At 49.5% G+C, this 24,671-nt stretch carries 18 protein-coding genes; 9 read left to right on the top strand and 9 right to left on the bottom strand.

Annotated features, from left to right (window positions below):
- Nucleotides 1–98: 98 nt before the first annotated feature.
- Nucleotides 99–1,031, top strand: a complete 933-nt coding sequence (locus ACYVK4_RS05815; RefSeq protein WP_461126529.1) for a PLP-dependent cysteine synthase family protein — start codon at nt 99–101, stop codon at nt 1,029–1,031.
- Between the two features lie 264 nt (nt 1,032–1,295).
- Nucleotides 1,296–3,509 carry a sensor histidine kinase gene (locus ACYVK4_RS05810; protein ID WP_461126528.1) on the top strand — a complete coding sequence of 738 codons (2,214 nt, stop codon included), beginning with the start codon at nt 1,296–1,298 and terminating at the stop codon, nt 3,507–3,509.
- Between the two features lie 520 nt (nt 3,510–4,029).
- On the opposite strand, the gene ACYVK4_RS05805 is transcribed toward ACYVK4_RS05810, so the two are convergent.
- Complete coding sequence (locus ACYVK4_RS05805) at nt 4,030–5,007, bottom strand: GntR family transcriptional regulator (RefSeq protein ID WP_461126527.1); 978 nt, start codon at nt 5,005–5,007, stop codon at nt 4,030–4,032.
- A 246-nt stretch (nt 5,008–5,253) separates the two neighbouring features.
- Here ACYVK4_RS05805 and ACYVK4_RS05800 point away from each other — a divergent pair, with 246 nt between their 5' ends.
- Nucleotides 5,254–7,338, top strand: a complete 2,085-nt coding sequence (locus ACYVK4_RS05800; protein WP_461126526.1) for a glycoside hydrolase family 127 protein — start codon at nt 5,254–5,256, stop codon at nt 7,336–7,338.
- A gap of 271 nt (nt 7,339–7,609) precedes the next feature.
- Here the strand turns inward: ACYVK4_RS05800 and ACYVK4_RS05795 are convergent, their stop codons facing one another.
- Nucleotides 7,610–8,083 carry a DMP19 family protein gene (locus tag ACYVK4_RS05795; protein ID WP_461126525.1) on the bottom strand — a complete coding sequence of 158 codons (474 nt, stop codon included), beginning with the start codon at nt 8,081–8,083 and terminating at the stop codon, nt 7,610–7,612.
- A 796-nt stretch (nt 8,084–8,879) separates the two neighbouring features.
- Between ACYVK4_RS05795 and ACYVK4_RS05790 the strand changes: the two genes are divergently transcribed.
- Nucleotides 8,880–11,291, top strand: coding sequence for a PAS domain-containing sensor histidine kinase (locus ACYVK4_RS05790; protein ID WP_461126524.1), 2,412 nt, complete (start codon nt 8,880–8,882; stop codon nt 11,289–11,291).
- 504 nt (nt 11,292–11,795) lie between these two features.
- Nucleotides 11,796–12,884 (top strand): subclass B3 metallo-beta-lactamase, encoded by a 1,089-nt coding sequence (gene bla, locus ACYVK4_RS05785; protein WP_461126523.1) that lies wholly within the window; start codon nt 11,796–11,798, stop codon nt 12,882–12,884.
- Between the two features lie 255 nt (nt 12,885–13,139).
- On the opposite strand, the gene ACYVK4_RS05780 is transcribed toward bla, so the two are convergent.
- Together ACYVK4_RS05780 and ACYVK4_RS05775 are read right to left on the bottom strand one after the other, a co-directional pair.
- Nucleotides 13,140–14,006 carry an SDR family oxidoreductase gene (locus ACYVK4_RS05780; protein ID WP_461126522.1) on the bottom strand — a complete coding sequence of 289 codons (867 nt, stop codon included), beginning with the start codon at nt 14,004–14,006 and terminating at the stop codon, nt 13,140–13,142.
- 386 nt (nt 14,007–14,392) lie between these two features.
- Nucleotides 14,393–14,995 (bottom strand): hypothetical protein, encoded by a 603-nt coding sequence (locus ACYVK4_RS05775; protein WP_461126521.1) that lies wholly within the window; start codon nt 14,993–14,995, stop codon nt 14,393–14,395.
- Between the two features lie 730 nt (nt 14,996–15,725).
- Here ACYVK4_RS05775 and ACYVK4_RS05770 point away from each other — a divergent pair.
- Entirely contained in the window at nt 15,726–16,172 is a 447-nt protein-coding gene (locus tag ACYVK4_RS05770; RefSeq protein ID WP_461126520.1) for a hypothetical protein, read from the top strand.
- Between the two features lie 312 nt (nt 16,173–16,484).
- Here the strand turns inward: ACYVK4_RS05770 and ACYVK4_RS05765 are convergent, their stop codons facing one another.
- Entirely contained in the window at nt 16,485–17,207 is a 723-nt protein-coding gene (locus tag ACYVK4_RS05765; protein ID WP_461126519.1) for a hypothetical protein, read from the bottom strand.
- A gap of 485 nt (nt 17,208–17,692) precedes the next feature.
- Nucleotides 17,693–17,983, bottom strand: a complete 291-nt coding sequence (locus tag ACYVK4_RS05760; protein ID WP_461126518.1) for an integrase core domain-containing protein — start codon at nt 17,981–17,983, stop codon at nt 17,693–17,695.
- Nucleotides 17,984–18,144: 161 nt separating this feature from the next.
- Between ACYVK4_RS05760 and ACYVK4_RS05755 the strand changes: the two genes are divergently transcribed.
- The 3 genes from ACYVK4_RS05755 to ACYVK4_RS05745 all read left to right on the top strand — a co-directional run bounded on the left by ACYVK4_RS05755 (nt 18,145) and on the right by ACYVK4_RS05745 (nt 20,462).
- Nucleotides 18,145–19,248 carry an alpha/beta hydrolase fold domain-containing protein gene (locus tag ACYVK4_RS05755; protein WP_461126517.1) on the top strand — a complete coding sequence of 368 codons (1,104 nt, stop codon included), beginning with the start codon at nt 18,145–18,147 and terminating at the stop codon, nt 19,246–19,248.
- A 640-nt stretch (nt 19,249–19,888) separates the two neighbouring features.
- Nucleotides 19,889–20,287 carry a T9SS type A sorting domain-containing protein gene (locus ACYVK4_RS05750; RefSeq protein ID WP_461126516.1) on the top strand — a complete coding sequence of 133 codons (399 nt, stop codon included), beginning with the start codon at nt 19,889–19,891 and terminating at the stop codon, nt 20,285–20,287.
- A 13-nt stretch (nt 20,288–20,300) separates the two neighbouring features.
- Nucleotides 20,301–20,462, top strand: coding sequence for a hypothetical protein (locus tag ACYVK4_RS05745; RefSeq protein ID WP_461126515.1), 162 nt, complete (start codon nt 20,301–20,303; stop codon nt 20,460–20,462).
- A gap of 486 nt (nt 20,463–20,948) precedes the next feature.
- Here ACYVK4_RS05745 and ACYVK4_RS05740 read toward each other — a convergent pair whose 3' ends face one another.
- From ACYVK4_RS05740 to ACYVK4_RS05730, 3 genes are all read right to left on the bottom strand, one after another.
- Nucleotides 20,949–21,701 (bottom strand): hypothetical protein, encoded by a 753-nt coding sequence (locus ACYVK4_RS05740; RefSeq protein WP_461126514.1) that lies wholly within the window; start codon nt 21,699–21,701, stop codon nt 20,949–20,951.
- 635 nt (nt 21,702–22,336) lie between these two features.
- Nucleotides 22,337–22,723, bottom strand: a complete 387-nt coding sequence (locus ACYVK4_RS05735; protein WP_461126513.1) for a curlin repeat-containing protein — start codon at nt 22,721–22,723, stop codon at nt 22,337–22,339.
- 509 nt (nt 22,724–23,232) lie between these two features.
- On the bottom strand, nt 23,233–24,636 hold the full coding sequence (locus ACYVK4_RS05730) for an MBL fold metallo-hydrolase (protein WP_461126512.1): 1,404 nt from the start codon (nt 24,634–24,636) through the stop codon (nt 23,233–23,235).
- Nucleotides 24,637–24,671 lie beyond the last annotated feature (35 nt).

Here is a 24,671-nt window from a genome sequence, read left to right as displayed (position 1 = left end):
AATTTCACGTTCTGATAGTGAACCCATTGTGGTTGGGCGTTTTACCCGATCCGCACAAGCTGTCTAATCCGTATTAACCACTAGTTAAGCCATCAATTATGCCCTCATCAGCGTTTAGTGCCCTCACCGCCATTGGCAATACGCCACTGGTGCAGTTGCGCAACATTGTTCCCCCACAATGTGCTGCTATATACCTGAAATTGGAGTACCTGAATCCAACGGGTTCCTTCAAAGATCGCATGGCGCAGGCTATCATTGAAGAAGCCGAATTACGGGGTACGCTTCAGCCCGGCATGACCGTGGTGGAGTGTACCGCCGGAAGCACCGGCACCGCATTGGCCTTTGTTTGTGCGGTGAAAGGCTACCGCTTCCAGGTGATTTCATCGGATGCGTTTGCGCAAGAGAAACTACAGTCGATGCGGGCACTGGGCGCTGATATTCAAATTGTCGCTAGCGAGGGGGGCCGAATAACGCCGGATCTAATTCCTCGTATGATTGGTATAGCATCGGAATTAGGCCAACATCCCCAGAATTACTGGACGCGCCAGTTTGAAAACCAAGATGCTCTCGCCGGGTACCGCAAAATGGGGTTGGAAATTCAACAGCAGTGTCCAGGTCCAGTCCATGCTTTCGTAGCGGCTGTTGGTACGGCGGGCATGCTGACAGGGGTGTCGATGGCATTAAGGCAGGCCTGGCCTGACATAAAAATAGTGGCTCTGGAACCTGCGGAGTCTCCCCTGTTGACGCAGGGGGTTAAAGGGAGTCATAGCGTTGATGGAGTAGGAGTAGGGTTTATTCCCCCCCTTTTGTCGGCGGCAAGTTACGACGAGGTTCGGGCAATACCCGAAGCACGTGCTCGAGACACGGCGCGGCTGCTGGCGGCTCGTGAAGGCATCTTTGCCGGCACCTCAACCGGACTTAATGTAGCGGCTGCGTTGGATCTGGGTTGCCAGTTGGGTCCGGGCTATATCGTTGCCACCGTTGCTTGTGATTCAGGCATGAAGTACTTAGCCGGTGGTTTATTCGACTAAAACAATCAGCTCGCTCTGCGTTTGGAAGCTACAAGAAGCAGATATAAGCAAGTTCCAAGGTTTCACTGGGAAGCGAATGATGAGATAGTAATTTTAATAGTTGTTCACTCTTGTTAGTAGCATACGCCCTCCCGATTGACATGCCCATATTGTCACTTAAGGGACTTAACTGAACAGTTCATCCCGATTGAGCTTGACGCCAGCGGCTCTGGTCAGCAATTTTAGGGGTCAACCATGAGTTCAGCCAACTGTCTACCCCTTTCTATGCGCTTCATTTTTTGGATTTATATCGTTTTCGGATTACTATCAGCCGGATACGCCCAGCCTACGGCCAAGGTGCTTAGGATGCCTTTGGATGAAGTCTGGCCGGATGAATACTGGCGATTCCATGTGGGGCATAATCAGGCCTGGGCCAGCCCCTCCTTTAAAGATGGTCAATGGATAAACCATTCCCCCTCCTCGCTGCTACTTCAGAACAAAGCACTTTGGCAGACGGGAGAAGGGTGGTTCCGGTTGACGTTTCGGCTCGACAAGCGTCTGACAGGTCAGGATCTGCTGCTTACCATCGACCAGTTTGGTACTTCGGAGTGGTACCTCGATGGCCGTAAGTTGGCAACGCTCAAACCATCGGCCAGGGGGTGGGCCGCCACCCAGCGAACGCTGCAATCCCTTTTGTTTCAGGTAGCCGATACTAACCAGCACTTACTGGCAGTCCATTATCGTTTCAAGCCCGAACCTGTCTACTATGCCGCTACCGGAGAGGTACCTTTTGAAACCAAAACTTACAGGGCTAGTCAGGCCAGTCAGGAACTGGCCAACTGGAATCGCCTGATTACGGGCTTAACGTTTTGTTTACTGAGCGTATTTGTGCTGCTGGGTATGCTCCATCTGCTTTTCTATCGAGCGAATCCTGCCCAGGAAGTTAATAAATGGCAGGGTATGGCCATGCTTTGTCTGGGTTTGGGGTCGTTGTTAGATGCCCTGAGCGATTTTCCAATCTCTTTAACGGCCTATTCGTTGACCAGTCTGGTCTGCGACCTAACTTGCTGCCTGGGTTTTGGTTTTTTACTGACGGCAGTGTATCGTTTTACGAATCAACCTTTGGGCTGGCAGTATCGACTACTTATCGGGTGCATGGCGGGTAGCTTTATTTATAGTCTGGGCATCGACTCTCTATCTGACAGCATGACGGGGGGGCTGCTCATTTTGTTTCTGTATGACTACGTCCGGGTAAGCTGGCTAGGCAAACGTCAGCCAGATTTGAATGCCCTGCTTCCCTGGAACGCCCTCAAGGTTGCTTTTTATGCCCTACTGGGAAGCCCTGTGATTCTCATCCTGTTGCTGCTGATGGGGCAGAGCGAAAACCTCGACCTGTTTGTATACCTAACGATGCTCCTGGTGGCCGTGGCGTTTTTGAGTGTACCCCTCGGGTTTTCGCTCTCCCTGGTCCGGGACTATGCCCAAACCCATCAGGCCCTACGCCAGAATTTACGACAAGTAAAACAACTTTCGGAGCGGACGCTGGCTCAGGAACAGGAAAAGCAGCTCTTGCTGGCCCAGCAGAACCAAACCCTTGAACGACTGGTACACCAGCGCACCGCCGATCTGGAAGCGTCACTGGAAACACTGCGCCGAATGCAGAACCAGTTGATACAGAGCGAAAAAATGGCCACTCTGGGTAAGCTCACCAAAGGCATTGTCGACCGGATTCTTAACCCACTCAATTACATTAAAAACTTTTCGCTCAACGCCCAGGAGCTATTGCAGGAAATGCAGCTGACCACTCAGAACTACTTTGCGATGTTACCCCCTAAGGCAGAAAACGACCTGGGCGAAACCACGACGATGCTGGCTCAGAATTTATCCAAGATCAATGAGCATAGTAACAGCACGGCCCGCATCTTGCAGGATATGAGGAAGTTACTCAAAGAACGCTCCTCAACACCGGAGCTTATCGATCTGAATCAATACCTGACCCAGCAAATCGACACCACCTTACAGAAAGCGAAAACCAGGTATCCGTCCTTATCTGTTGAACTCGCGCTTCAACTTTGCCACCAGCCGATTTCGGTCTATTTGCTGCCCGTCGAATTCAGTGAACTTTTGTTGAGTCTGGTTGATAATACGTGTTATACACTGGCCGAAAAGAGTCGTCGGGAGCCGGGTTTCGCAGCCCGGCTGGAGGTGAGTACGCAGGTTGTCAATCAGCAGGTAGAGCTTCAGATCCGAGACAATGGGCGAGGCATACCCGCCCGCGAGGCCAGCCAGTTATTCAACCCATTTTTCACCACCAAGCCAGCCGCCAAGGGTACCGGTTTAGGGTTGTATATGAGTAAAGATGTCGTCGAGTATCTGCAAGGGCAGATGCAGATCGAATCGGTCGAGGAGCAGTATACCCAGGTGACCATTCGGCTGCCGATCCCTGGAGAAACGTACCTAACTAACGAATCCATCGCGGATTGGGCAGTAGCTGGCTAACCTTGGCTAAGTACCGTTCGAGGTGCGTACTGAGCTAGGGAGTGGTAGTCTCCAACAGCCAATAACCATCCCGATTCAGTGCCATCATCAATCTTTCAGGGAAGTGGGTTTCTGAAACGATGCCAATTGGCAGGAGTATATTCATAAGTTAAATTTTTTTTGAGTGGTCTACCGATTTCCGGCAGCGACGATTTTTGAGAACCTTCTCTTGTTTGGCCTCCTGATTAGTTAAAGCCTGAATCAGTACGACCAGATAGAAAGGGTGATAAAAGTTCGCGTTATGTTAGGGGGAAACTCCGATTGGTCATTGAGGGGACTTAACTAGTCAATGTCCAACTAAACGCTCTCAAAGAAGAGATGAAGCATTTTTTTTCTCCGGAAGGAGCGATTGACGAGACAGGGATTTTTTAATATCTGTCAACTGCCATCAGTCATATACGGAATTGACTGGTTTGGAATTGACTAAATGCCTTTATGGATTATCAATCGATGATTTAATTATTTAGTAATTATACGTACTTCATAAAGACTTGCGGATGGTTAGCTTCCAGGGATTCTCAAGGGTATGGATTGCCCGCTGTTCAATCAGGGTGGCCATTGTTTTGCCCATCTGGCTAAAATCAGTCGATAAAGTCGTGATGCCGCCAGCCAGAATCTCCTTGAGAGGGGTATCATTGTAGGAAATAATACCAATATCACGGCCCGGCACCAGTTGCTGGCGATCCGCCTGTTTTAACACATCCGCCAGGTCGTTGTCCCGCACGACAATGTACACCTCCCCAGCAACCATGGCCCGGTTCGCCGTTGTATCAAGATAATCACAGGTGAACTCATGCTCGCGGCAGAAGGCCTGAAGGCCCCTGTAGCGTTCCAGCGGCTCCTTCGCTTCGTGCTGCACCATAAAAATACGGTTGTACTTCTGAAGATGAGGCAAGCCAAACGTCAACGCTTCGTAGGTATCTTTCTCGAAATTCTGCGCTACCGAGGAATACATTCCTTTTAGTTCCGGATGAAAATGATCCAACAGGAAAACCCGCCCGGACAAGGTTTGCAGTAGCGGCTCAATGCCGTTAAACTTACCCGACATAATCACGTACGTCGTGTACTTTCCATTGGCTTCATGGAGCAGCGTTTCAAAGACCTTTCGGTTGTAATTATGGAAAAACAAATCGACGGTTACATCGTTGGCAACTGACTCAATGAACGAACAATACAGCGTTTCCTTAAACTCGTTGAACTCGTTAAACAGCAAAAAAACATTTTGGCCGGTACGCACTTTCGTACTGGCCACAAAACTGCCCACCCCCGGATTCGAGTCGATAATTCCTTTCAAACGCAACTCCCGCAAGCCGGCATAAACGGTATCGCGCGAAAGATTGTACAGACTGCGAAACTCGTTGATCGACGGTATCCAGTCCCCTTTTTTATATTCCTCGCTAGCGATTCGATCGGTTACGTGGCTAACGATCAGGTTATATTTTGATTTGTTTTCTTTCACAGCTACACGGTATGCCGCAAAGATACGTGGATGGAGGCCTATCCGGTTAACCGGTTCAACTAAGCATCGTACTCTTAATGGCGCCATTGTCTAAGAAAGATATTAGCTAACGAAGAATATAAATCGTACCAGTTCGTACCAGTTGGAAGATTTTGCTACATTTGTAGGGCACGCCTGCGTTTAATTCAAGCTATATGAAGCCTGAGTAGCCGGTGATTCGTGCTCTAGTCGTCTACCCCTGACCCAATGAGACGTTATTCGATCACTCTGAGCATCTGCCTGGGGCTAATTCTGTTAAGCTGCTCCACGAATCGACGCATTCGTTCGACCCATGGCCAAACGAATCAGCTGAAAAAAGTCCAGCATGTAACCGTTAAGGACTCGTTCTGGAGTCCCCAGTTTGAGCGTTGGCGCACGACGACGGCCAACGACGTATTGGATAAGTTTGAGGCCAAAAATCTGCCCGCGGCCAGTGAGCAGGCGAAAAATAACGTCTTTGCCAACTTTGACCAGGTGGCCCAGGGCAAGAAAGGTACGGGGCACCATGCGGGCCTTCCCTGGTTCGATGGACTGATCTACGAAACGATTCGCGGTATTGGCGATCTACACCCCGACCCGCAGCTGATTGCCCGGCTGGACGGCTACATTGACCGGATTGAGGCCGCTCAGCAGGCTGACCCTAAGGGGTATCTCAACACGTACACTGACCTGATGGAACCTACCCACCGCTGGGGTGACAACGGAGGGATGCTGCGCTGGCAGCATGATGTCTACAACGCTGGTATGCTCATCGAAGCGGGGGGCCATTATTACCAGGCAACGGGTAAAACAAAACTACTGACCGTAGCCACCCGCTATGCGAACTACATGAGTGAGTTGATGGGTCCCGCGCCCCGACGCAACATTGTACCGGCTCATTCCGGTCCGGAAGAAGCGGTGCTTAAACTTTACTGGCTCTTCAAGCAACAGCCTGATCTGAAAACTAAACTTGATGTTCCGGTTCACGAAAAGGCTTATTATGAGCTGGCTCAGTTCTGGATTGAAAACCGGGGAGTGAATGTCGGGTACCCGCTTTGGCTGGCCTGGGGCAGTGAGAAGTCCGAAAAGTGGATTAAAGAGCAGCAGTATAAAACCGGTAACCCAACGGCTCAGATGCGCCCAAGCTGGGGCGATTACGCGCAGGATTCTATTTCGGTATTCAAGCAGACGACGATTGAAGGTCATGCTGTCCGGGCTACCTTGCTGGCCACGGGCCTGACGGCGATGGCACTGGAAAACCACGCGCCAGCCTACGTCAATACGGCAACCAATCTGTGGGACAACATGGTCGGTCGGCGCATGTTTGTCACCGGTGGAGTCGGGGCCATTCACAACGACGAAAAGTTCGGGCCGGATTTTTTCCTGCCGACGGATGCTTACCTGGAAACCTGTGCCGCCGTGGGAGCCGGTTTTTTTAGTCAGCGCCTGAACGAGCTGACCGGCGAGGGTAAATACATGGATGAGTTTGAGCGGGTGCTCTATAATAATGTACTGACGGGTGTTTCGCTGTCGGGTACGCAGTACACCTATCAGAATCCGTTGAACGCCCATCGCCACGCCCGTTGGAGCTGGCACTCGTGTCCATGCTGTCCGCCGATGTTTTTGAAGATGGTTTCGTCCCTGCCCGATTACATCTACGCATCAGCCGCTGACCGGTTGTACGTAAATCTGTTTGTGGGCAGCTCGGCCACTGTTGAGTTGGCCGATAATGCCGTAGCGCTTACCCAAAAAACCAACTACCCGTGGGATGGCAACGTAACGCTTGAGCTGAGCCCGCAAAAAGAGACCACGTTTGCCGTTCATCTGCGCATTCCGGGCTGGGCGCGGGGGCTGGAAAACCCGTATGGGCTGTACCAGTCAAGTCTTATATCGACCGCTACCTTTCGAATCAATGGTAAGCCCGCGAAGATACCCATGATGGATGGCTACGCCGTGATCAAGCGACGCTGGAAAAAAGGCGATCGGGTTGAGCTAGTCCTGCCCATGCAGCCTCGTCTGATCACCGCTACCGAGCAGGTAGCGGATTTGAAAGGAATGGTCGCCATCGCGTCGGGGCCCATTGTTTATTGTCTGGAAAGCATCGATAACCGTCAGCTCGACAGCCTGGCACTAGACACCTCGTCTCCCCTTCAACTAACCCAGCAGCCGTCAATGCTGAACGGTGTGAACGTCATCACGGGTGTGGCACGGGATGCTCAGTCACGACCGGTAACCATCATCGCCATCCCTTATTACGCCGTTGGTAATCGGGCGGGTGAAGGCTACAAAGTGTGGCTCCCTAAATCGAAATGAAACAAAGCAACTATTCGGTAACCAGAATCGGGTATCGTTTTACTTTAACTCTTATTAAGCCTAAGGGCATTATTATTGGTAGAAAATTACGGCCTCACGCGCTAAGCCCAACCCCAATTGAGTAAGGATGGCCAATCGTAAGCTACAAATAGTCGTTAAATCAAGCCGCCTTGCGCCGTGTCCAAGTTGTGAAGCAAATACATGAAAACTTCATCGTCTCAGAGGGGAGCATTTTACGGGACAGTTAGTTTTTAACGTTTGTTCAACGCCATTAATCGCATACGTCTCTGGCCAAAAAGCTGCCTAATAATTGCTCTAAGTTTTCATTACAGGCATAATATTCATCATCTAACTTATTTAAGTACTCAAATGTCTCCTCTTCAAAGTCAACTATACAGCTCAAATTTTTATTAGCTATCTTACTGATCAACCGCTCATCAGTGGGCTCTTCTAGACTCAACCGTTCAATTGCTCTGTTCAAGACCGCTGCCTGAGGAAAAGCCTCAATCCGTCGTAACCAGTCAATCGTTTCATAGGCGAATTGCCCATACGAGTTCAAAAAGTATTGATGAAATCCCCCGTTGAATACTTGGTTATGGAATACGATAACTACATAGACTGATCGCTGTGGTACGGGCAATTTCATTACATAGTTGTACCAAACTGGATAGGGTGCTATTAGTATGTCTCGATCAAGACCTGCTATGGCTTTTTGGTAAGTAGATTCTACCAGATTAGAAACCATTATTTATTAGTATAGGTATGAATATGTTAGGTTCGTATTTAAATATTGCTCTGCCAAATATCGGTAAGCTGAGCAGCCAAAACCATAAAGTAGGTCAGACGAAAACGGAGAAAATTTATAGCAGGTATTGTAACGTTTCGCATTGACTGCGGCTTACGTCAACACATTCCATGACTACTTTGAACATACACAGTCGCGGCCCCGGCAACCTAATCCCAAATTCCTGACTAGGCATGTAGATACTACCTGTGACCTAGGACGACTTTAGCTATACAGTATTAGTAAAATCTAAAAAACGGAAAGTTATAATTTTTAAATTAGATAAAAAGATAATATTTTTAACCTTATCTAGGTAGCTTTCGCCTTTTATTTAATAGCGTGTATTCATTTGGGAACTCCTTCCCGAATACCACCAGTGGCTCATGACTGAGCCAAATCTCTTTTAATTCACCTACTCAACAACATCAAACTTTTCGAAAGATCAAGTGGTAAAAGGGCACTGACGCTTTTTTACAGGGGGTAACCTTTACTTTATTTAGTACAAATAGAGTAATTAGTTATTCATCGTTGCCTGGCCGCTGGCTTGGCTTCGTACGACAAACCTAAACCAATCGGCTTGTATAAACTTTTATCACCGACAGAATTGCCAGGACTCCAGTGTGTTTGCCCGCAATGGTAGAAATGGGAGTGGCGTTGCAAGACAGTTATTGAAGGTGAATCCATCTACGCGGTATGAAAACTGACCTTAGCAAAACGACAATCTATAATTGGCTGGTCAGAACTGGCCCTCTCTTTAATGAATAGTGATTCCTCTGTCAGCCGAGCGGCTCCATTTATAAAAAGCGTAACGGATACTAAGGCACTATTTGTGTTTACCCCGTTATATGATGAGCAGAATCAACTGATTGACTTACAGCTAATCGGCAATAGTTCTACTGGGCTAGACACGCCTTTTGCCGGCAACTGCCTGACGGCTTGGTGGGCCAACCAACCCTCCTATTTGGGAGAGGCTTTCTGGCAAGCCTTACAGAGGGGTCATACTTGCTCACTGGCCTATAGCTTACCCGCGGGTGGGTCTGAACAACTAACGATTACTCCGCTGCAAAATAGTTTTTTGGTAGAATTAGCCACTAGCCATGTAGCCAGTTCATCGGTACGCACTACCGCGTCAACCACAGGTTCGCCAGCACCTCCGTCCAATGCCAGCCTAACGCCCCAATTTTACCCGCTACAGCCATACGGTTCCCTGCTACCAGACAATGCTTCCGACCCGCAAATTACCTTACTGAAAGATATCGTTGCCCATTCACCCGTTGGTCTGGCCTTGCTAAGTCCGGTCTGGCAAGGGAATCAAATTACTGATTTCGTCTTTATACTGACTAATCCGGCTTATGCGGCTATCACTGGTCGGAGGGCAGACCAACTCAGCGGGCATCGCTTTGCCCGCATATTCCCAACGGCTGCCAGCCTGGGCTTATTTAACCGCTTGGTGGAGGTGGTTCAAGGGGGCATCACCCAGCAGTATGCGCAACAAATTACGATGGACGGGCTCGCCTGCTGGTGCCAATGTATCCTTTCCCGGATAGGCCAGCACGTGCTGTTCACGGTGTTGGATATTACACCACTGCAAGAAGCCAAGGCTCAGCTGCAAGAAAAAAATGAGCAGCTTCAAGAGCTGGTTGACCAAACCCTGCAGGCCACCGAGCAACGGTATCGGTCGCTGGTGGAAAACTTGGAAATTGTTGTCTTTCAGGCCAATGCGCAGGGGCAGTGGACTTTTTTGAATCCCGCCTGGGAACGGGTAACCGGTTTTCGGCTGGGAGAAACCCTGGGCGAACATTTTCTGGATGCTGTTGTCCCTGAGGACCGGTCAGCTTTGTTTCCCCGGATAATGCCCGGTAGCGCCCCGGAGAAGACCCCGCTTCGAGGGGTATATCGGTTCATCCACCAGGCGGGGGGGTATCGCTGGCTCGATCTCAATGCACAATTGAACTACGATGAGCAGCACCACCCAATGGGGGTTTCGGGCACGCTAACAGATATAACGAATCGGAAGCAGGCTGAAGAGGCACTGGCAGCCAGTGAACGGCGGTTCCGGGAAATAGCCGAAAATGTAGACCAAATTTTTTGGGTTCGGGCGGTAGACGAACCCCGGTTTCTCTATATGAATCCCGCTTTCGAGAAGTTTACCGGTAAGCGGGTGGATGCTCTTTATGAGAACCCGTTTGCTTTTCTGGATTGTGTGGTCGAAGAAGACCGCCCGCTACTTGCGGCACCTTTCCGGAGTAATGAGTCGGAACTGGGCCTGCGGTTTCGGGCTTATCATCAGGATGGAAGTATCCGCTGGCTAAGTGCACGAATTTTCGGCATCTATGATGAACAAGGTGAACTTACGCGTCGCTTAGGGGTGGCAACGGACATCACCTCTGTCCTTGAAAAGGAGAAAATTTTGGAGGCATCGTTACAGCAGGAGCGACGATTGAATGAACTCAAATCACAATTTGTGAGCACGGCCTCTCACGAGTTCCGTACCCCGTTGACCAGTATCAGCTCTAGTACCGAGCTGATCCGCTTTTACCTCGCCCAGGCTGATGGGTCGACTTTATCTCCGGCAATCGATAAACATTTGAATAACATTCTGACAAAGGTTCATGCCCTGACCGATTTAATAACAGATACACTGAGCATCAGTAAAATCGAGGAGGGTAAGGTACCCCTGGACCTGGCATCCGTTGACGTGGTAAGGCTGGTGAAAGAGTTGCTTCATGGGACTTTTCGGGACCGAGCCGATCAGCGACAAGTTAAGTTACAGGTCCTGGGAGAGCCCACCCAGGCCCGTGCCGATCGTAAACTTTTAAGTCATGTGCTGAGTAACCTGCTCAGTAATGCTTTTAAATTTTCGCTGACCAACCCGCAGTTAACCATTCATTTTACCGGTCATGCGATTCTTCTCATTGTTCAGGATGAAGGGATTGGCATACCAGCCGATGAGTTGTCCTTCCTTTTTGATAAATTTTATCGAGCCAGTAATGCAGCCACGTATCCGGGAACGGGCTTAGGACTAGCCATCTGTCGAACGTATGTAGAATTACAGCAAGGGGAGCTTACGGTGATGAGTAAGCTAGGCATTGGAACTACGTTTACCATCAGACTGAAGATTTGGAATGATCCAGAGCTGGCCAGCTTCTCGTCTGCCTCCATCGTTTAAGTTGTAGTATGCCCCAGAGTGGATTGGCCAGATAGTAAAGTAAGTCGTCCAATTAAATACCCATTTAAAGCACTACCGGTCTAATTTTAGCCATCTGTCTAAATTTTAGTCAGGAGCGATTTTAGCCGGGATTCCGACGATCGGCCCTCGTCATACAATTGTCACCCACTCCGCACGCTAGTCATAAATCAACCGCAGTGACGGACGATCTTAACAGTCAGTACAAACCATGTATCCGTAGTACTGCGCCATTTCAGCAGAAGTCTTTCGCTGTTATAGGAAAACGTGGCCAGCTCTGTAGCCTGTACGTTTTCCTGAATAATGGCCTTTTTAGCTGCTTGTCTTGCCTTTTTGCATCACTTTCTTACGACGATTGCTATCAGTAACGGGAGAGAATGAAAAAAGGTGGTAGTAGGGTAAGTGTATACGACATGAAAGGGTACATATCTTGTTTTATTCACTAACTTTGAATTGCAAAGTACTTTCTATTTTAATTTGTTATCAATGAACAGCCACTCTTATTCACCTGCCAGAACACCGTTAGGGCGCTGGACGTGGGCCGGTGCACTGCTGGCCGTACTAACCATGCTGATGCTATCCTGGGCTTTGGCCAACCCCAGTATCCGTATACCACTGGTGCTGGCTCTGGCCTCCTTAGCCGGAGCGGTGCTGGCTCGTTTTGTCTATGCCCTTAACCGCCAGGTTAGCTGGAAGCGTAAAACTTGGTTGGGCTTGCTGTCGATGCTTACCCTACTCTTGGTTTGGCTGGGCATCCAGTGGAGGTACGTCAGCGAGAAAGGCGGTGAGCAAAGACAAGATCCTTTTCGCATTGCGGGTAATCTCTATTACGTAGGTACTAAAGAGATGACCTCATTTCTACTCACCAGCGCTCAAGGCCATGTCTTAATCGATGGCGGCTACCCAGGCAACACCCAGATGATCCTACAGAACATTAGCCGGCTGGGCTTTAAGATAAACGATGTAAAAATATTGCTCAACTCGCATGCGCATGTAGACCATGCGGGCGGACTGGCAGCCTTGCAGAAGGCTTCCGGGGCAAAGCTCTGGATTAGTGAGCCCGATGCCGAGTTAATCAAAAGGGGCGGTGCGGGTAAACGCAATTTAAGTTTGATGAATTTTCTAATCTACACCGGTCTGACTAGCTATCCCGTACCGCATATAGACCATGAGTTTAGAGATGGTACTACGATCCGCCTGGGGTCTATTGAGCTCACCGCCTATATCACCCCCGGGCATACGCCCGGAAGCACGACCTGGACGTTTCCAGTAAGGGATGGCAACAGGAGGCTACTGGCCGTCGATATCAGCAGCCTCACGCTGATTCCCAGTTCATTGGTAGGGGAGTGGTATGATGCGCAACTGCAAGCCGAATTCCGACAAACGTTTGTCAAGCTACGCCGGATACCGGCCGACCTCTTTTTAGGTCCACATGCGAGTTTTTTTAACATGGCCGCTAAGTTGAGACAACGAGACACGCTTGCTGATCCTATAGCCCCGTTTATCGACCGGGCCGGTTACCTGGCTTATATAGAACAATCGGAGGCAAGATTTCGGCAGGCTGTGCGGGAGTAGCCCACTGACGGCTGGTCTCTCAAGAACGGCCCTGGGTCATATCGGTTGTCGAGCTACAGTCATGAGTATTCAAAGATAAAGAGCGTTTCACAAGACGCTGGCTTGTATTATCTGCTCCGTTTTACCTCCAGCGTGCGATTAGCCTATACGCTGCGGTTTTGTCAACGGCGCCAAAACCGGCCCAATAAAAAAAGGGGCATGAACAATAGAAAAGCCTAACAGACCCTTGGTCATGCCCCTACAACAAGCTATGTATCACGCATTCCCTCCATTGACATCCAACAGACTTCCCGTAATGTAAGACCCATCGCTGGAGGCCAGCAAGACATAGGCAGGGGCCAGCTCTTCGGGTTGGCCGGGTCGCTGCATAATGGTTTTACGGGCCGCTTCTACCACGCCCTCAGGACCCATACCCGCCCCTGGCAGGAAGGGCGTGTAGATCGGACCGGGTAACACCGCGTTGACCCGAATCTTTCTCTCGCCCAGTTGGGTGGCCAAAGACATGGTAAAGGCATGAATCGCGCCCTTCGTTGAGGCATAATCAACCAGTTTAGGCTGGCCTTGTTTCCCCACAATACTGCCAGTGTTGATGATCGAAGCCCCTTCTTTCAGATACGGCATGGCGGTTTGTACCATAAAAAAGTACCCTAGTATGTTGGTGTGGAATGTACGAACCAGTTGCTCTTCAGTAATGTCTTCAATCTTTTCGACAATGTGTTGATAAGCCGCATTGTTCACCAAAATATCCAGTTGCCCAAACTGAGCCACCGTTTTATCGATAATGTCCTGACAGCTAGCTTTACTTCGTACGTCGCTTGGGATAGTAAGGCAAGTGGCGCCAAACTGTTCAGCCAGACGCTTGGTTTCCTGAGCATCCACTTCCTCTTCAGCCATATAGGCAATGGCTACGTTTGCCCCTTCTTTCGCAAAGGCGATGGCTACCGCCCGGCCAATACCCGAATCCCCCCCGGTAATGATAGCCACTTTGCCTTTCAGTTTACCCGCTGCCTGGTAATTGTTCAGGTCGCTGTTAGGTTCAGGGGTCATCTTAGCCTGGATGGCCGGAAACGCCTGTATGTCACTTTTAAGTTCTTCTGCCTGGGGATACTCAATAGATTGCATGAATGAGACTGTTTTAATTGGATTAAATACGGACTTGGTTTCAGTAATAATCCGCTTGCGGACCAATATTGTTTGTGGACCGATATTATGTGGGACTAACCACCGATCGCTGTAGGAGTTTGGCTATGCCTAACGAAGAGCCAGGCCGCTAGCGTGGCCAGACCCCTGGAGCGGGTAAATTTATGGCTTGTACTTAACGAGTAAAGAATAGATTTTAGAGGAAACACTGTAGGTTGGGGTAATCTCGGCTTTCACCAGCGAGCACATGAGGTGTTTTGTGCGGTAGCGCGGGAATCAGTCACTAACCCTGAGGGTTTGCGTTTCACATGGGCGCGTTTGGTACTATTATTTTCAATAGCTGATTACTATTTTATTATCTATCCCATTCAGGCAGCAGTCGTCAAAGGAATTAACGGAGTAAAAAAACAGCAATAAAAGGGGCCGTAACGGCAGTTACGATAAGGCAACGATTGACTTTCAGGCAGTACGTTTTGAATCAGTATAACGACACCCACGATCAGAGCTGCTGCCCCCAGGATGGTCAGTAGGATGGCCAGGACCATTTGATAGGTTGGCTTAAAGGCCCGGATCTCCAGAGTGTAAATTCGCTCGGGGCCAGGGTCCGGTAATTCGAGCTGGTAGTCTCCGGGCCCGGCCCAGAAGGTAAACAACTGGAAACGGGTTTCTCCTACACTGCTGACTATCACATTGGAGTGGGCTTGGTGGATCAACAGTTGTTTACCCGTTGGCACTGAGATAACGATTGGCGTGGGCATCTCCACCGATACCTGTCCATAGGTTTTACGGCTCTGCCAGATGGCAAACTTGCCGGCTTTTGTCACCACAAAGGGACAGCTCGGTTGAAGGGGGAGCAGCTTGCCTACAAGGGGACTAGCTGCCCACTTGATCAGTCGCCGAATCCCTTGTCGGAGCCACAGGCTTCCCGTTAGGACCAGCGTGATCGCTACAACCCATAAGGGGAGATGCATATAGTTTTTTCAGATGACGGCTTTTTTATAGACAAACCAGTTATATAACCATTTTTCATCCTTCGGCTTTATCGCACCGATTACTCACCAGCCTATGAATTTAGTAAAGTTCACTAGTTGAGCTGGATTGAGTTAGGCAACGCATGAGGCTTACTTCTAAAAGGCTTGATTTAAGGTGATTCAATTTATTTATGTTTCGTTTGGGAGGGTTTGAGGAAATAGGACATCCAACTCCTGCAGTGCCTCAGAAGTCCTATCAAAATAAGTTTTATTAGGATAGAAATTCCTGAACTCGATTCATAAAACAAAGCCCGAAGCCAGCGCCCCCTAACGGCCCCGTCTTTCAAATATTAGGCAGCACGACCGCCAACCGCCATTTGCGAGTCAACCGAGGGCTAGCCCTCCGTTAAACTACCAGGCTGACGGGACTAACGGTTGGGTAAACTAAGGATAGAGATTAAGACGTATTAAACTAAGTTGGCCAATGCAAGGTCCAGTAGTGAAGCAAATACAAGGGTATCTTCATGTCTCACTTATGAGTGAATTGTGATACGTCGTTTTTTTACTATTTCTCTAGCGCTATTAGTAACATACGCTTTAAGATACAGCACGAAATATTAATAATATTCCACTTGATAATTTGTCCATGAAACTATAAACCTAAGTTGGTACATAGGGTTACGCTACTATTCAACCAACTGGTTGATTGACAACAAATAAACTCAAGGTTATGAAAAAGATCGTATTCATGGGGGCTATGTTATTGGCTGTAGTCTCCTTCAGCGCCCAGGCCCAATCTTCGACCAACGGAACCACATCAAACAGCGGCACCGGCAATGGAACCAATGGGTCGGCTAATCAAAATGGCACAACCAACAGTAGTGGTAACAGTACTGGATCAACAATGGGGACTAGTTCCGACAACAGTTCAACCTCGTCGGGCAATAGTAAGATGAATCGCAATAAATCAGGCCGTCGCTCCATGAAAGGGACAAGCACATCCAGTAATGGAGCGATGGATGACGGATCGACCACTAGTACGACAACTGGCAATGGCAGTGCAAACACTCAAGGCTCAACCCAAGGTCGTAGCGGCCGCCGATCAAAAAGTATGAGTGGCAGTCAGGGCAGTAGTTCTTCGTCCTCCTCGACGGGCACGACTCCGCCTAACAACTAGTGAACCAGGTGGAGACCCCTGACGAAGGGTTTACCCGGCTTGGCTGAAAGGATTGTTTTTCTCACTGTTTTATGAAAAAGGGTCGGCTACTCTATGTTGCCGACCCTTTTTCATAAAACCAATTTACCAGAGACAGATTTGGCTCAAAACAGGAAGCGAATTGTGAGGCAGTGATTTTTAATATCTGTCCAACGCCATCCGTAGGTAGCATAGGAGTTTATCAAGATGGCTGATAACTAACTGGCCGATGCTGATCTCCAAGCCATATGAACCCACTATGGCAACCCTGGTGGAAATAACTGTGTAACTACTTTAATGGCCCTTACGCTGAACAGCAATATTCCAATGATTCTGTATATACTCTGTTAGTGCATATATGAAAACGATTAGGCCGGTCATCTCCATCATTTCTTCCAGATGAGTCGATAGTTTATACTCAATGCTCATTTGCCCCTCAAGGGTATAAAATCCAGCGCCCATCATTTCAACCCCAATGGCACCAACCACATAAATTGCGCCCGACACAATCATCAGACCCGCTATTCTGGAAGGAAGCGACCGTAAAAATGGTACATACAGGAAAAAGAATATCACCACAAACAGCGCATAAGGAATAACCCATGTCCAGTGAAGATACCTGCTCATTGAACGAAAAGGCTTCAATGTATTTCCATTTAAATACTCATGAAAACCAATTCCTTCATCCATGGCCAGTAGTAAGAAGACAAACGCGAGCAGTGACCAACAATTCGGAAGCGATACAGTCGATTTTTGATGGTAACCTATGAACCAGGCTAAACAACTGGCGATGAGCAATAAAATGACACTATAAAAAGCAGGCACACTTAGCTCCCCGTCTACGTTCATTTTTTCGACCAGGTGATGAATGTATCGATGCATTGCCTCATAGTTCTGGTGCAACTCTATGTAAGCACCTAGTAAACTCAGGCCCGTCAATGATAAGGCAATCAGGAATAGCACGCGAGCAACTTTGCCAGGTGAGACAGTCAGGCAATACTCTTTATTAATATTCATAGTGAGAGAGAATAGGTGTCAAAAATCTCTGCTTCAGGTATTAATTCTGGCTTTAGAGCGCACGAATAAAGCCATGTCGTAACCTCGTTAGGCGTTCATTCGCCTAATGATAATAAGTTGCTATCTTGAATAGTCTGTGGAATGAAATCTATCTATCAGCTTTCAACTAACTACGAGAGTCGGTTTCAGTAATTGCTTTGTACTGAGCACCATACATTGGCTCCACTTAATTGTTGTATCAACATGAATTAGAGGAATAGGTTCAAAAACTATACGTTCTAAAGTAAGTAAACCTTCTTTTTACACTGGACGGTCAGCCGCTCAAATCTTTGTAATGAACTGGTTTTGTCAGAAAAGGGCAATTTGAATAAGACCTTGTTTTCTGCCTTCGGTGAGCCAGTTTTGACTCATCATTGAGCCGCCTTGAGGTCCCCCCGAAAAGCGTACCGGGCAAAGATTTAGGGTCGGACCTTCATTTGTTTGTTTTACCTTCCCTTTTCAACTTCATCCGGTGTCAATCCACCCAGCCAGCTGTTAGGTCGGAAGTTGTTGTACTCCTGCCGCCAATGTTCGAACTTATCTCGAACATCTTCTAAGGATAAGAACCAGTGCGTTTTCAGACACTCGTCGCGGAAACTACCGTTGACCGATTCAATCCTTAGAACTTCTTGGGCTATTAATCCTAATGATGAACTTTGCCGGTCAATAGTTGTGGTGATACAGGCTGATGGATCGCTTCGCTGGGATATTACCAGGTTGATTCGAAGTATATACATGAATGCCTTATCGTTTCAAGCTGGAGCGAATTGTGAGACAGTGATTTTTAATCGCTGTCCAACGCCATCCGTAGCATTCGAGCTAGCCAGTTACTAAAAAAATACTAAAATAGTAACTCTTTCCCCTTCCTCGGGTTTTGATAACAAATCAATTAACGTTCATGAAAAATAATCTATTTTCTTCCCTGAGCTTGCCACTCGTAGGGGCTGGCCTGCTCATGTTGACCCTCACTGCCTGCCAGGATCACCGCATTCCTCAACCTGGTCAGACGATTCAGCCGACCGGTCCCAAACCTGACTGGGCACCCACCATTACACCCCCAATGCAGGCGGTCATCGAAGAGCTGGGCCGGCTGGCTCCCACCCCGCTCAATGAGCTTACGCCCCAACAGGCCCGTCAGCAGCCCTCCTTTAAGGATGCAGTTAATTCGTTGTTGGATAAAAATAACATTGCCCGGCCAACAGCTAATGTGACTATTAGTCAGCAGATGATTCCGGGAGCGGGCGGAACCCCCATTCGGATCGTGGTTTACACCCCTAAAAATGCCACGGGGCCGCTACCCGTCATTGTTTACTACCACGGGGGCGGCTGGGTGATCGCCAGCCCTGAGGTGTATGAATACTCTACCTTAGCGCTGGCCGAGGAGACAGGGGCCGTGGTTGTTTCGGTCGATTACCGGCTGGCCCCTGAGAATAAATTTCCCACTGCCCACAACGATGCCTTTGCCGCTTATCAGTGGGTAAAGGCCAACGCGGCCAGCCTGAACGGCAATCCCGACAAGGTGGCCGTAGCGGGCGAAAGTGCGGGGGGGAATATGGCCATAACCGTGGCCATGATGGCCCGTGATCAGGGTGTGGGTTTACCGGTGCACATTTTGTCGGTGTTTCCCGTGGCGAACAATGACCTCAATACGCCTTCCTATAATCAGTATGCCAATGCCAAACCCCTGAACCGGCCTTTGGTTGAGTACTTCACGGCGAACTACTTTAACTCACCGGCCGATGGAGACAGCCCCCTGATCTCGCTGGTAGATGTGGCTAATCTGACGGGCTTGCCTCCAACCACCATCATTGGAGCTGAGATCGACCCCTTGCAAAGCGAGGGCATGCAGCTGCGGGATAAGTTACAGGCTTCGGGCGTGACGGTGACGTATCAGTTGTTTATCGGGGCGACGCACGAGTTCTTTGGTATGTACGCAATTGTTCCTCAGGCTCAACAGGCCCAGGAGTTAGCCGCTACTCAACTCCGCAATGCCTTCAAGTAGGCAGTTTCGCACTTATCAAGGTCCGGCCACTGGCCCGAAATGTCAATGACCGAACCTTGATGAGTGCGGATCCGTGGTGTGTGGCCTAATTCATGAATTGGCCTTTAACCGTTCGGCTTTTTTCTTTCTCCTGGTAACCTGATCTTTCTACAGCACAGGTAGCCCTTTCATGCGCCCGGGCAAAAGCGGGGATCACTTTCCTTTTGGCAATCACCGGTATCCAGGTCAAAAAGACCCTACAGGCTGGAAAAGTACGCTTGCTATTGCGCGCGTGGGGCGATGAAATTACCTGAGTCGCTCCGCCCCACAAATTCTTAACCCGACATACACTTATGCCTGTATGTTGAGCTACCCAGAGCCAGAAGGTAAGACCCAACAGCGTATACATGCTTTTAATTAACAAAATGATGACAATTGAAGAGCGTATGCGACGGATGGTGTTTATCTCCCAATCCGCTCCTTCGTCTCATTTGGGAGCCATTTTGAGACGATTCCTTTTTAACGATTGTCAAACACCATCAGTAAACTAGGCATGGCACAAAACTACCAGTAGTTGACTCATTTGTGACAGCCTATTCTGAGCCTCGGAGCGACCTTTGATTCATCCAAAACGGATAAAAACAACCAAACTTGATCGCTCATGAAAACGCTCCTCACCACCCTGCTTCTGGCGGCTTCTTTAACGGTAACCACCTCCTCGGCTACCCAGGCCGAAAACCAACCCGCTCGTAAACCCACCCAGGTGGCCACTTACCAAACGGGTATCTATACTACGACCGAAGGCAAGCTTCAAATTGCCCTCGATAAACAAACCGGCGGGGCGCTAACCGTTCGCCTGGTGAATCAGAAAGGGGACGTCCTTTTTGATCAACAAATCGGGAAGCAACAAACATCTGCCCGTCTGCGGCTTGATCTGAGTGAGCTGTCCGATGGCGCCTATCAGGTGGTCATTTCCAATGGCAGAGACGTCACCACCCGCTCCGTTACGATCTCGAGCCAGCCGGTGGCAACATCGGACCGGTTGGTGGCTCTGAACTAAGCCTTTGCAACCCTTGCTCTTCGTCAACCCGCCCGCACCGGCCGATTTTCCAGCTGACACGGGGTTGGGGTACTCAATCGGTCCGGGTGAATCGAAAGCCTGTTTTCGGATGGGTTTCTTCCCGAAGAACCGATGCCGGAACCGGCAACTGATCACGAAAACCTGGTTTATCTGACCATTCACCTTTTAGCTGGATGGTCAGATAAGCCAGGTTTTCGTGATTCTGTGGTTTGTAAACTACCTATAAGAGGCCCAAGTTAAGGAACAGGCACAGTAAAGATCCTAAGTCTCAATGGGGAGCGTATTTTGAGATTCAGCCGTGCAACCAGGTGAGAAAATGTATAAGACTCCTGATTAGCGGATCAAGGTCTGTTAAAAGAAACGGTCGTGCGGGTAAGCTCCGGCTCTCTCTGGGGTTGGTAAGGGTGATCAATTACGCCGAAGGTGCCGGACTGACCTAACGCATAAATTGTTCCTTCAGCTTACCGGACTACAATTGACTACCCTGGCTGTCTCCTTCCGCTTGCAACCAAATCCATGCCGTATCGGTAAAGAAGAAGCCAACACTATATTTTTTAAATAGAACAGGAACAAGCCGCCCTGCTGTAAGGACGGCTTGTTGGTACCATTGTAAGCTTGATCCGCCCAGGCGAACCAGGGATTAGTTGCCCTGCTGGATATTACCCGTGTTTCCTGTGCCACTCTGACCAACCGAAGCCGTGTTAAAATTGCTGTTCTGGTTAATTATGAGGCTATTAGATATACCGCTCTGTATAGCGATGTCGCCACTCAACCCTTTAATTACGTTGTTGTTGCCAACTTGAGAGAGATCAGCGATATGCAGAACACCTGTCTGCTCAAGCTTAGCAGTATTCAAATTGCCTTTCTGGGTAATGGTCGCCGTGTTCCCATCGCCAGTAGTCGCATCGCCCTGCTTAATAGAGGCTATATTTTTGTCACCGGATTGAGTAAATGTAGCATAGGTGCCTCCCTGACCGCTAACGTTGTCGGCCTGGATGAGTGTTGCCTCGTTGCTAGTACCGCTTTGGGTGAAGTACGCCGTAGCCGCCGACCCGCTGTAACTAGCCTGTTCAGACGTGATCTTATTTGACGTCCCCGTTTGCGTCGAGTAAGCGTACGAACTTCCCTGTACTTTCTGAGCAAAGTTGGCCGAGTTCGTTGTTCCGGACTGCGTAGACTGCAGGTAATTGCCGAATCCTGCCTGGCTGGAGATCAGGCTGTTACTACCCGTTCCAGACGAACCGTTGTTTTGTCTAATTAAGGCCTGGTTTTGGCCAGCTTGTTTTATTGTTGCCTGTTGGCTATTTCCAGATTGATCGAGGGTAGCTTGGTTTTGGGCAAAAGCAGTGGTGATGGCACATGCAGCAGCAAGAGAAAGAATTACTTTTTTCATGGTTTTGGATTATAAAAATAAAAAGGATGAATTGAAACGTAAGGTCTTTTGGCGTTCGATGCGCCTTTCTGTATCGTAAGAGCGTTTCCGTCGGGTGATCAGCTCCTGGCCAGCGAGCGTTTTCACTTTGTTGTACGTGCGTTACTCAGCGTTGCCTGGTGAGCTGCGGTGGGTAGATTCGGGTAAATCGGCCTGAACCCGGTTGGGCAGGCCAGGCACACGAATCGTCGTTCGGGAACATATCTATTCCCTGTGGGCGTCGACTCATTGACAGCCCGCGGCTTACTTATTTGCCTGAGTCGACAGCGAGTAACACCGGCTGCTCAGCTAAACGCCCCTGGTAAGAAGCAACCGTATCCCCGCTGCTCCGTATCAAGCAGGCGTTGTTTCCGGTGCTGCCGTCTTATTCCTTATTGATGACGACGTCGCACAGGACTGCCTCGACGGTGTTCGACCGGTAAAGGTCGAGAGCCTTGCGGCCGTTGTTGGTACTACCGACGACGCGGTAGTCATCGCCTGCCAGCCTGGTTGGTCTGGGCGAAACCAGCTGCGGCAAAGGCTATCAGGGCCGTGCCGGTAAGGAGTACTTTTTTCATTGGGTTAGTTAATCGAACTACGTGGTTATGACGCCTGCGTTACTGCCGTTTCCAGCTTTTTGACGGCCGTGTTTTACCTCGATGGTCGGGGAGGACAGGGAGCGTGTGGATGGCGTTCTCACCCGTTTGGGACGATTGGGTGATTGTCGCCGTAGCCTGGCCCTCCTGGGAAATCTCGACCGAGTTAGGGCCGACGTTCTGCTGGTTGATCGTGGTTCGGGTGCCACGGGGCACCCGCAGGCTTACCCGGTTGCCGGGCTTAGGGTCATCCGTAGTCGCACCCCCCGTCTGGCTGATGCTGACGCTGTTGCCCTCCCCCGACTGGGTGACGGATGCCGAGTTGTTGCCCCCACCGTTTTGGGTGATGCTGACGTAGTTCTGGGCGTAGGCTGCGGAGGCTAGTAGGATTGTGAGTGTGGATAACATGATATTTCTCATATGTGCATATTTTATAAATTCTTCACTGGACATGCCCGTGTATCAGCTTTAAGCTGTTGGTTAGGCGTGTGTTTAGTTTTGTGTGGTAAGCTTAGCGGACGAAAAAGCCGCTAAGTGATCGGATGAAAGTAGAGAAGCGGGGGCATTGAGATGTGAGGCTATTAAAATGTGGATAGAGGTGGTTTGTTTTGAATCAAAAGTATGCTGAGTTGAAATGCACTGCTGAAAATAAGCAGTGAATGACGGACTGGGTGTAGTGAATAGCTGAATTTTGGGAGGGGATGAATTAACAGAGTTACATAAATTAATTTTTGTGAGCTCGCGTGCCACGGATAGTACCGCCGTACGGCTTGACAGACATTAAAAATAACTGGCTCCTATTCCGAATCATAGGGTCCATCGCAGCGGTACAAAGCGATAAAGCCATCCAACAAGTCGAAGGCCGTGCCATACGTTAACGTCTAGCACGGCCTTCGACTTGTTCGATCAAACTCTTCTTAATGGGCAGCGGGTGTGTCGGCTACAATCGGTACGCCCGTTTTTTTTATGGCTGCTATGCCGCCCTCTACATTCACTACATTATCAAATCCCCGCGCTTTCAGAATAGAGTTGGCTACCATCGACCGATACCCACCGGCGCAGTGAACATATACGGGCTCGTCACGACTAATTTCGGTCATGTGATCGTTGAGATCATCCAGTGACAGGTTTTCGGCTCCTTCAACGTGTTCTCCTGTAAACTCAGTTGGTTTTCGCACATCGACAATCGGAATAGCCGGGTTCTGCTGCCAGCGGCTGGCGAACTCTTCGGCCGAAATAGACGCCACCGTATCGACTTCTTTCCCGGCCGCTGCCCAGGCTGAAAAACCACCGGCCAGAAAGCCAATGCAATGATCGTAGCCAACGCGGGCCAGTCGCAAAACAGTTTCGGTTTCTTTGCCTTCGGGTGCGACCAGCGCAATGGGCTGCGTTAGTTCGGGGATCAACGCACCTACCCAGGGCGCAAATTGCCCATTCAGGCCAATGTTGATGGCGTTCGGAATGAAGCCTTTGGCAAAATCGTCGGCATCCCGCACATCCAGAATCAGGGCACTGGTTTCGTTGACGGCAAACTCAAAGATGTCGGGCGAAAGTGCCTGACTGCCCCGCTTCATAACGCGATCAATGGGTTCGTAACCCTCTTTGTTAAGGCGGGCGTTTTCGGCAAAGTAAGCGGGGGGCGTTGTCAGGCCATCGAGTACTTTCTCAATAAACTCTTCCTTCGATTTGGCCCGCAGGGCATAATTGAATCGTTTCTGATTACCAAGCAAATCGGTTGTCTCTTTACTCATGTTCTTCCCACAGGCCGAACCGGCACCATGCGCCGGGTACACGATCACGTCATCGGCTAAAGGCATAATTTTCGTCTGGAGGCTGTCGTACAACATGCCGGCCAAATCGCGTTCGGTCAGTTCCCCTTTGATGGCGAGATCGGGTCGGCCTACATCGCCAATGAACAGCGTGTCGCCGGTAAAGATTGCGTGTTCCTTTCCCGTTTCGTCGATGAGCAGGTACGTCGTGGACTCCTGCGTGTGGCCGGGCGTATGCAGTACTTTTATGGTCACATTTCCCAGCGCGAACGTTTCGCCATCCTGGGCATGATACGCTTCGAAGCGTGTATTGGCGTGTGGGCCATAGACAATCGTTGCTCCCGTTTTTTGGGCCAGATCAATGTGTCCTGACACAAAATCAGCGTGAAAATGCGTCTCGAAAACGTACTTGATTGTCGATCCGGCTTTCTCGGCTTTGCGGATATAAGGTGATGTTTCGCGAAGAGGATCAATAATGGCCGCTTCGCCATTACTTTCAATATAATACGCTCCCTGCGCTAAACAGCCTGTATAGAGTTGTTCGATGATCATCGTGTAAGGCAGATGGTCGGCCGAAGCCGTAGAAA

This window comes from Spirosoma aerophilum (genome assembly GCF_054782495.1).
This window is presented reverse-complemented; position numbering and strand designations above follow the sequence as displayed.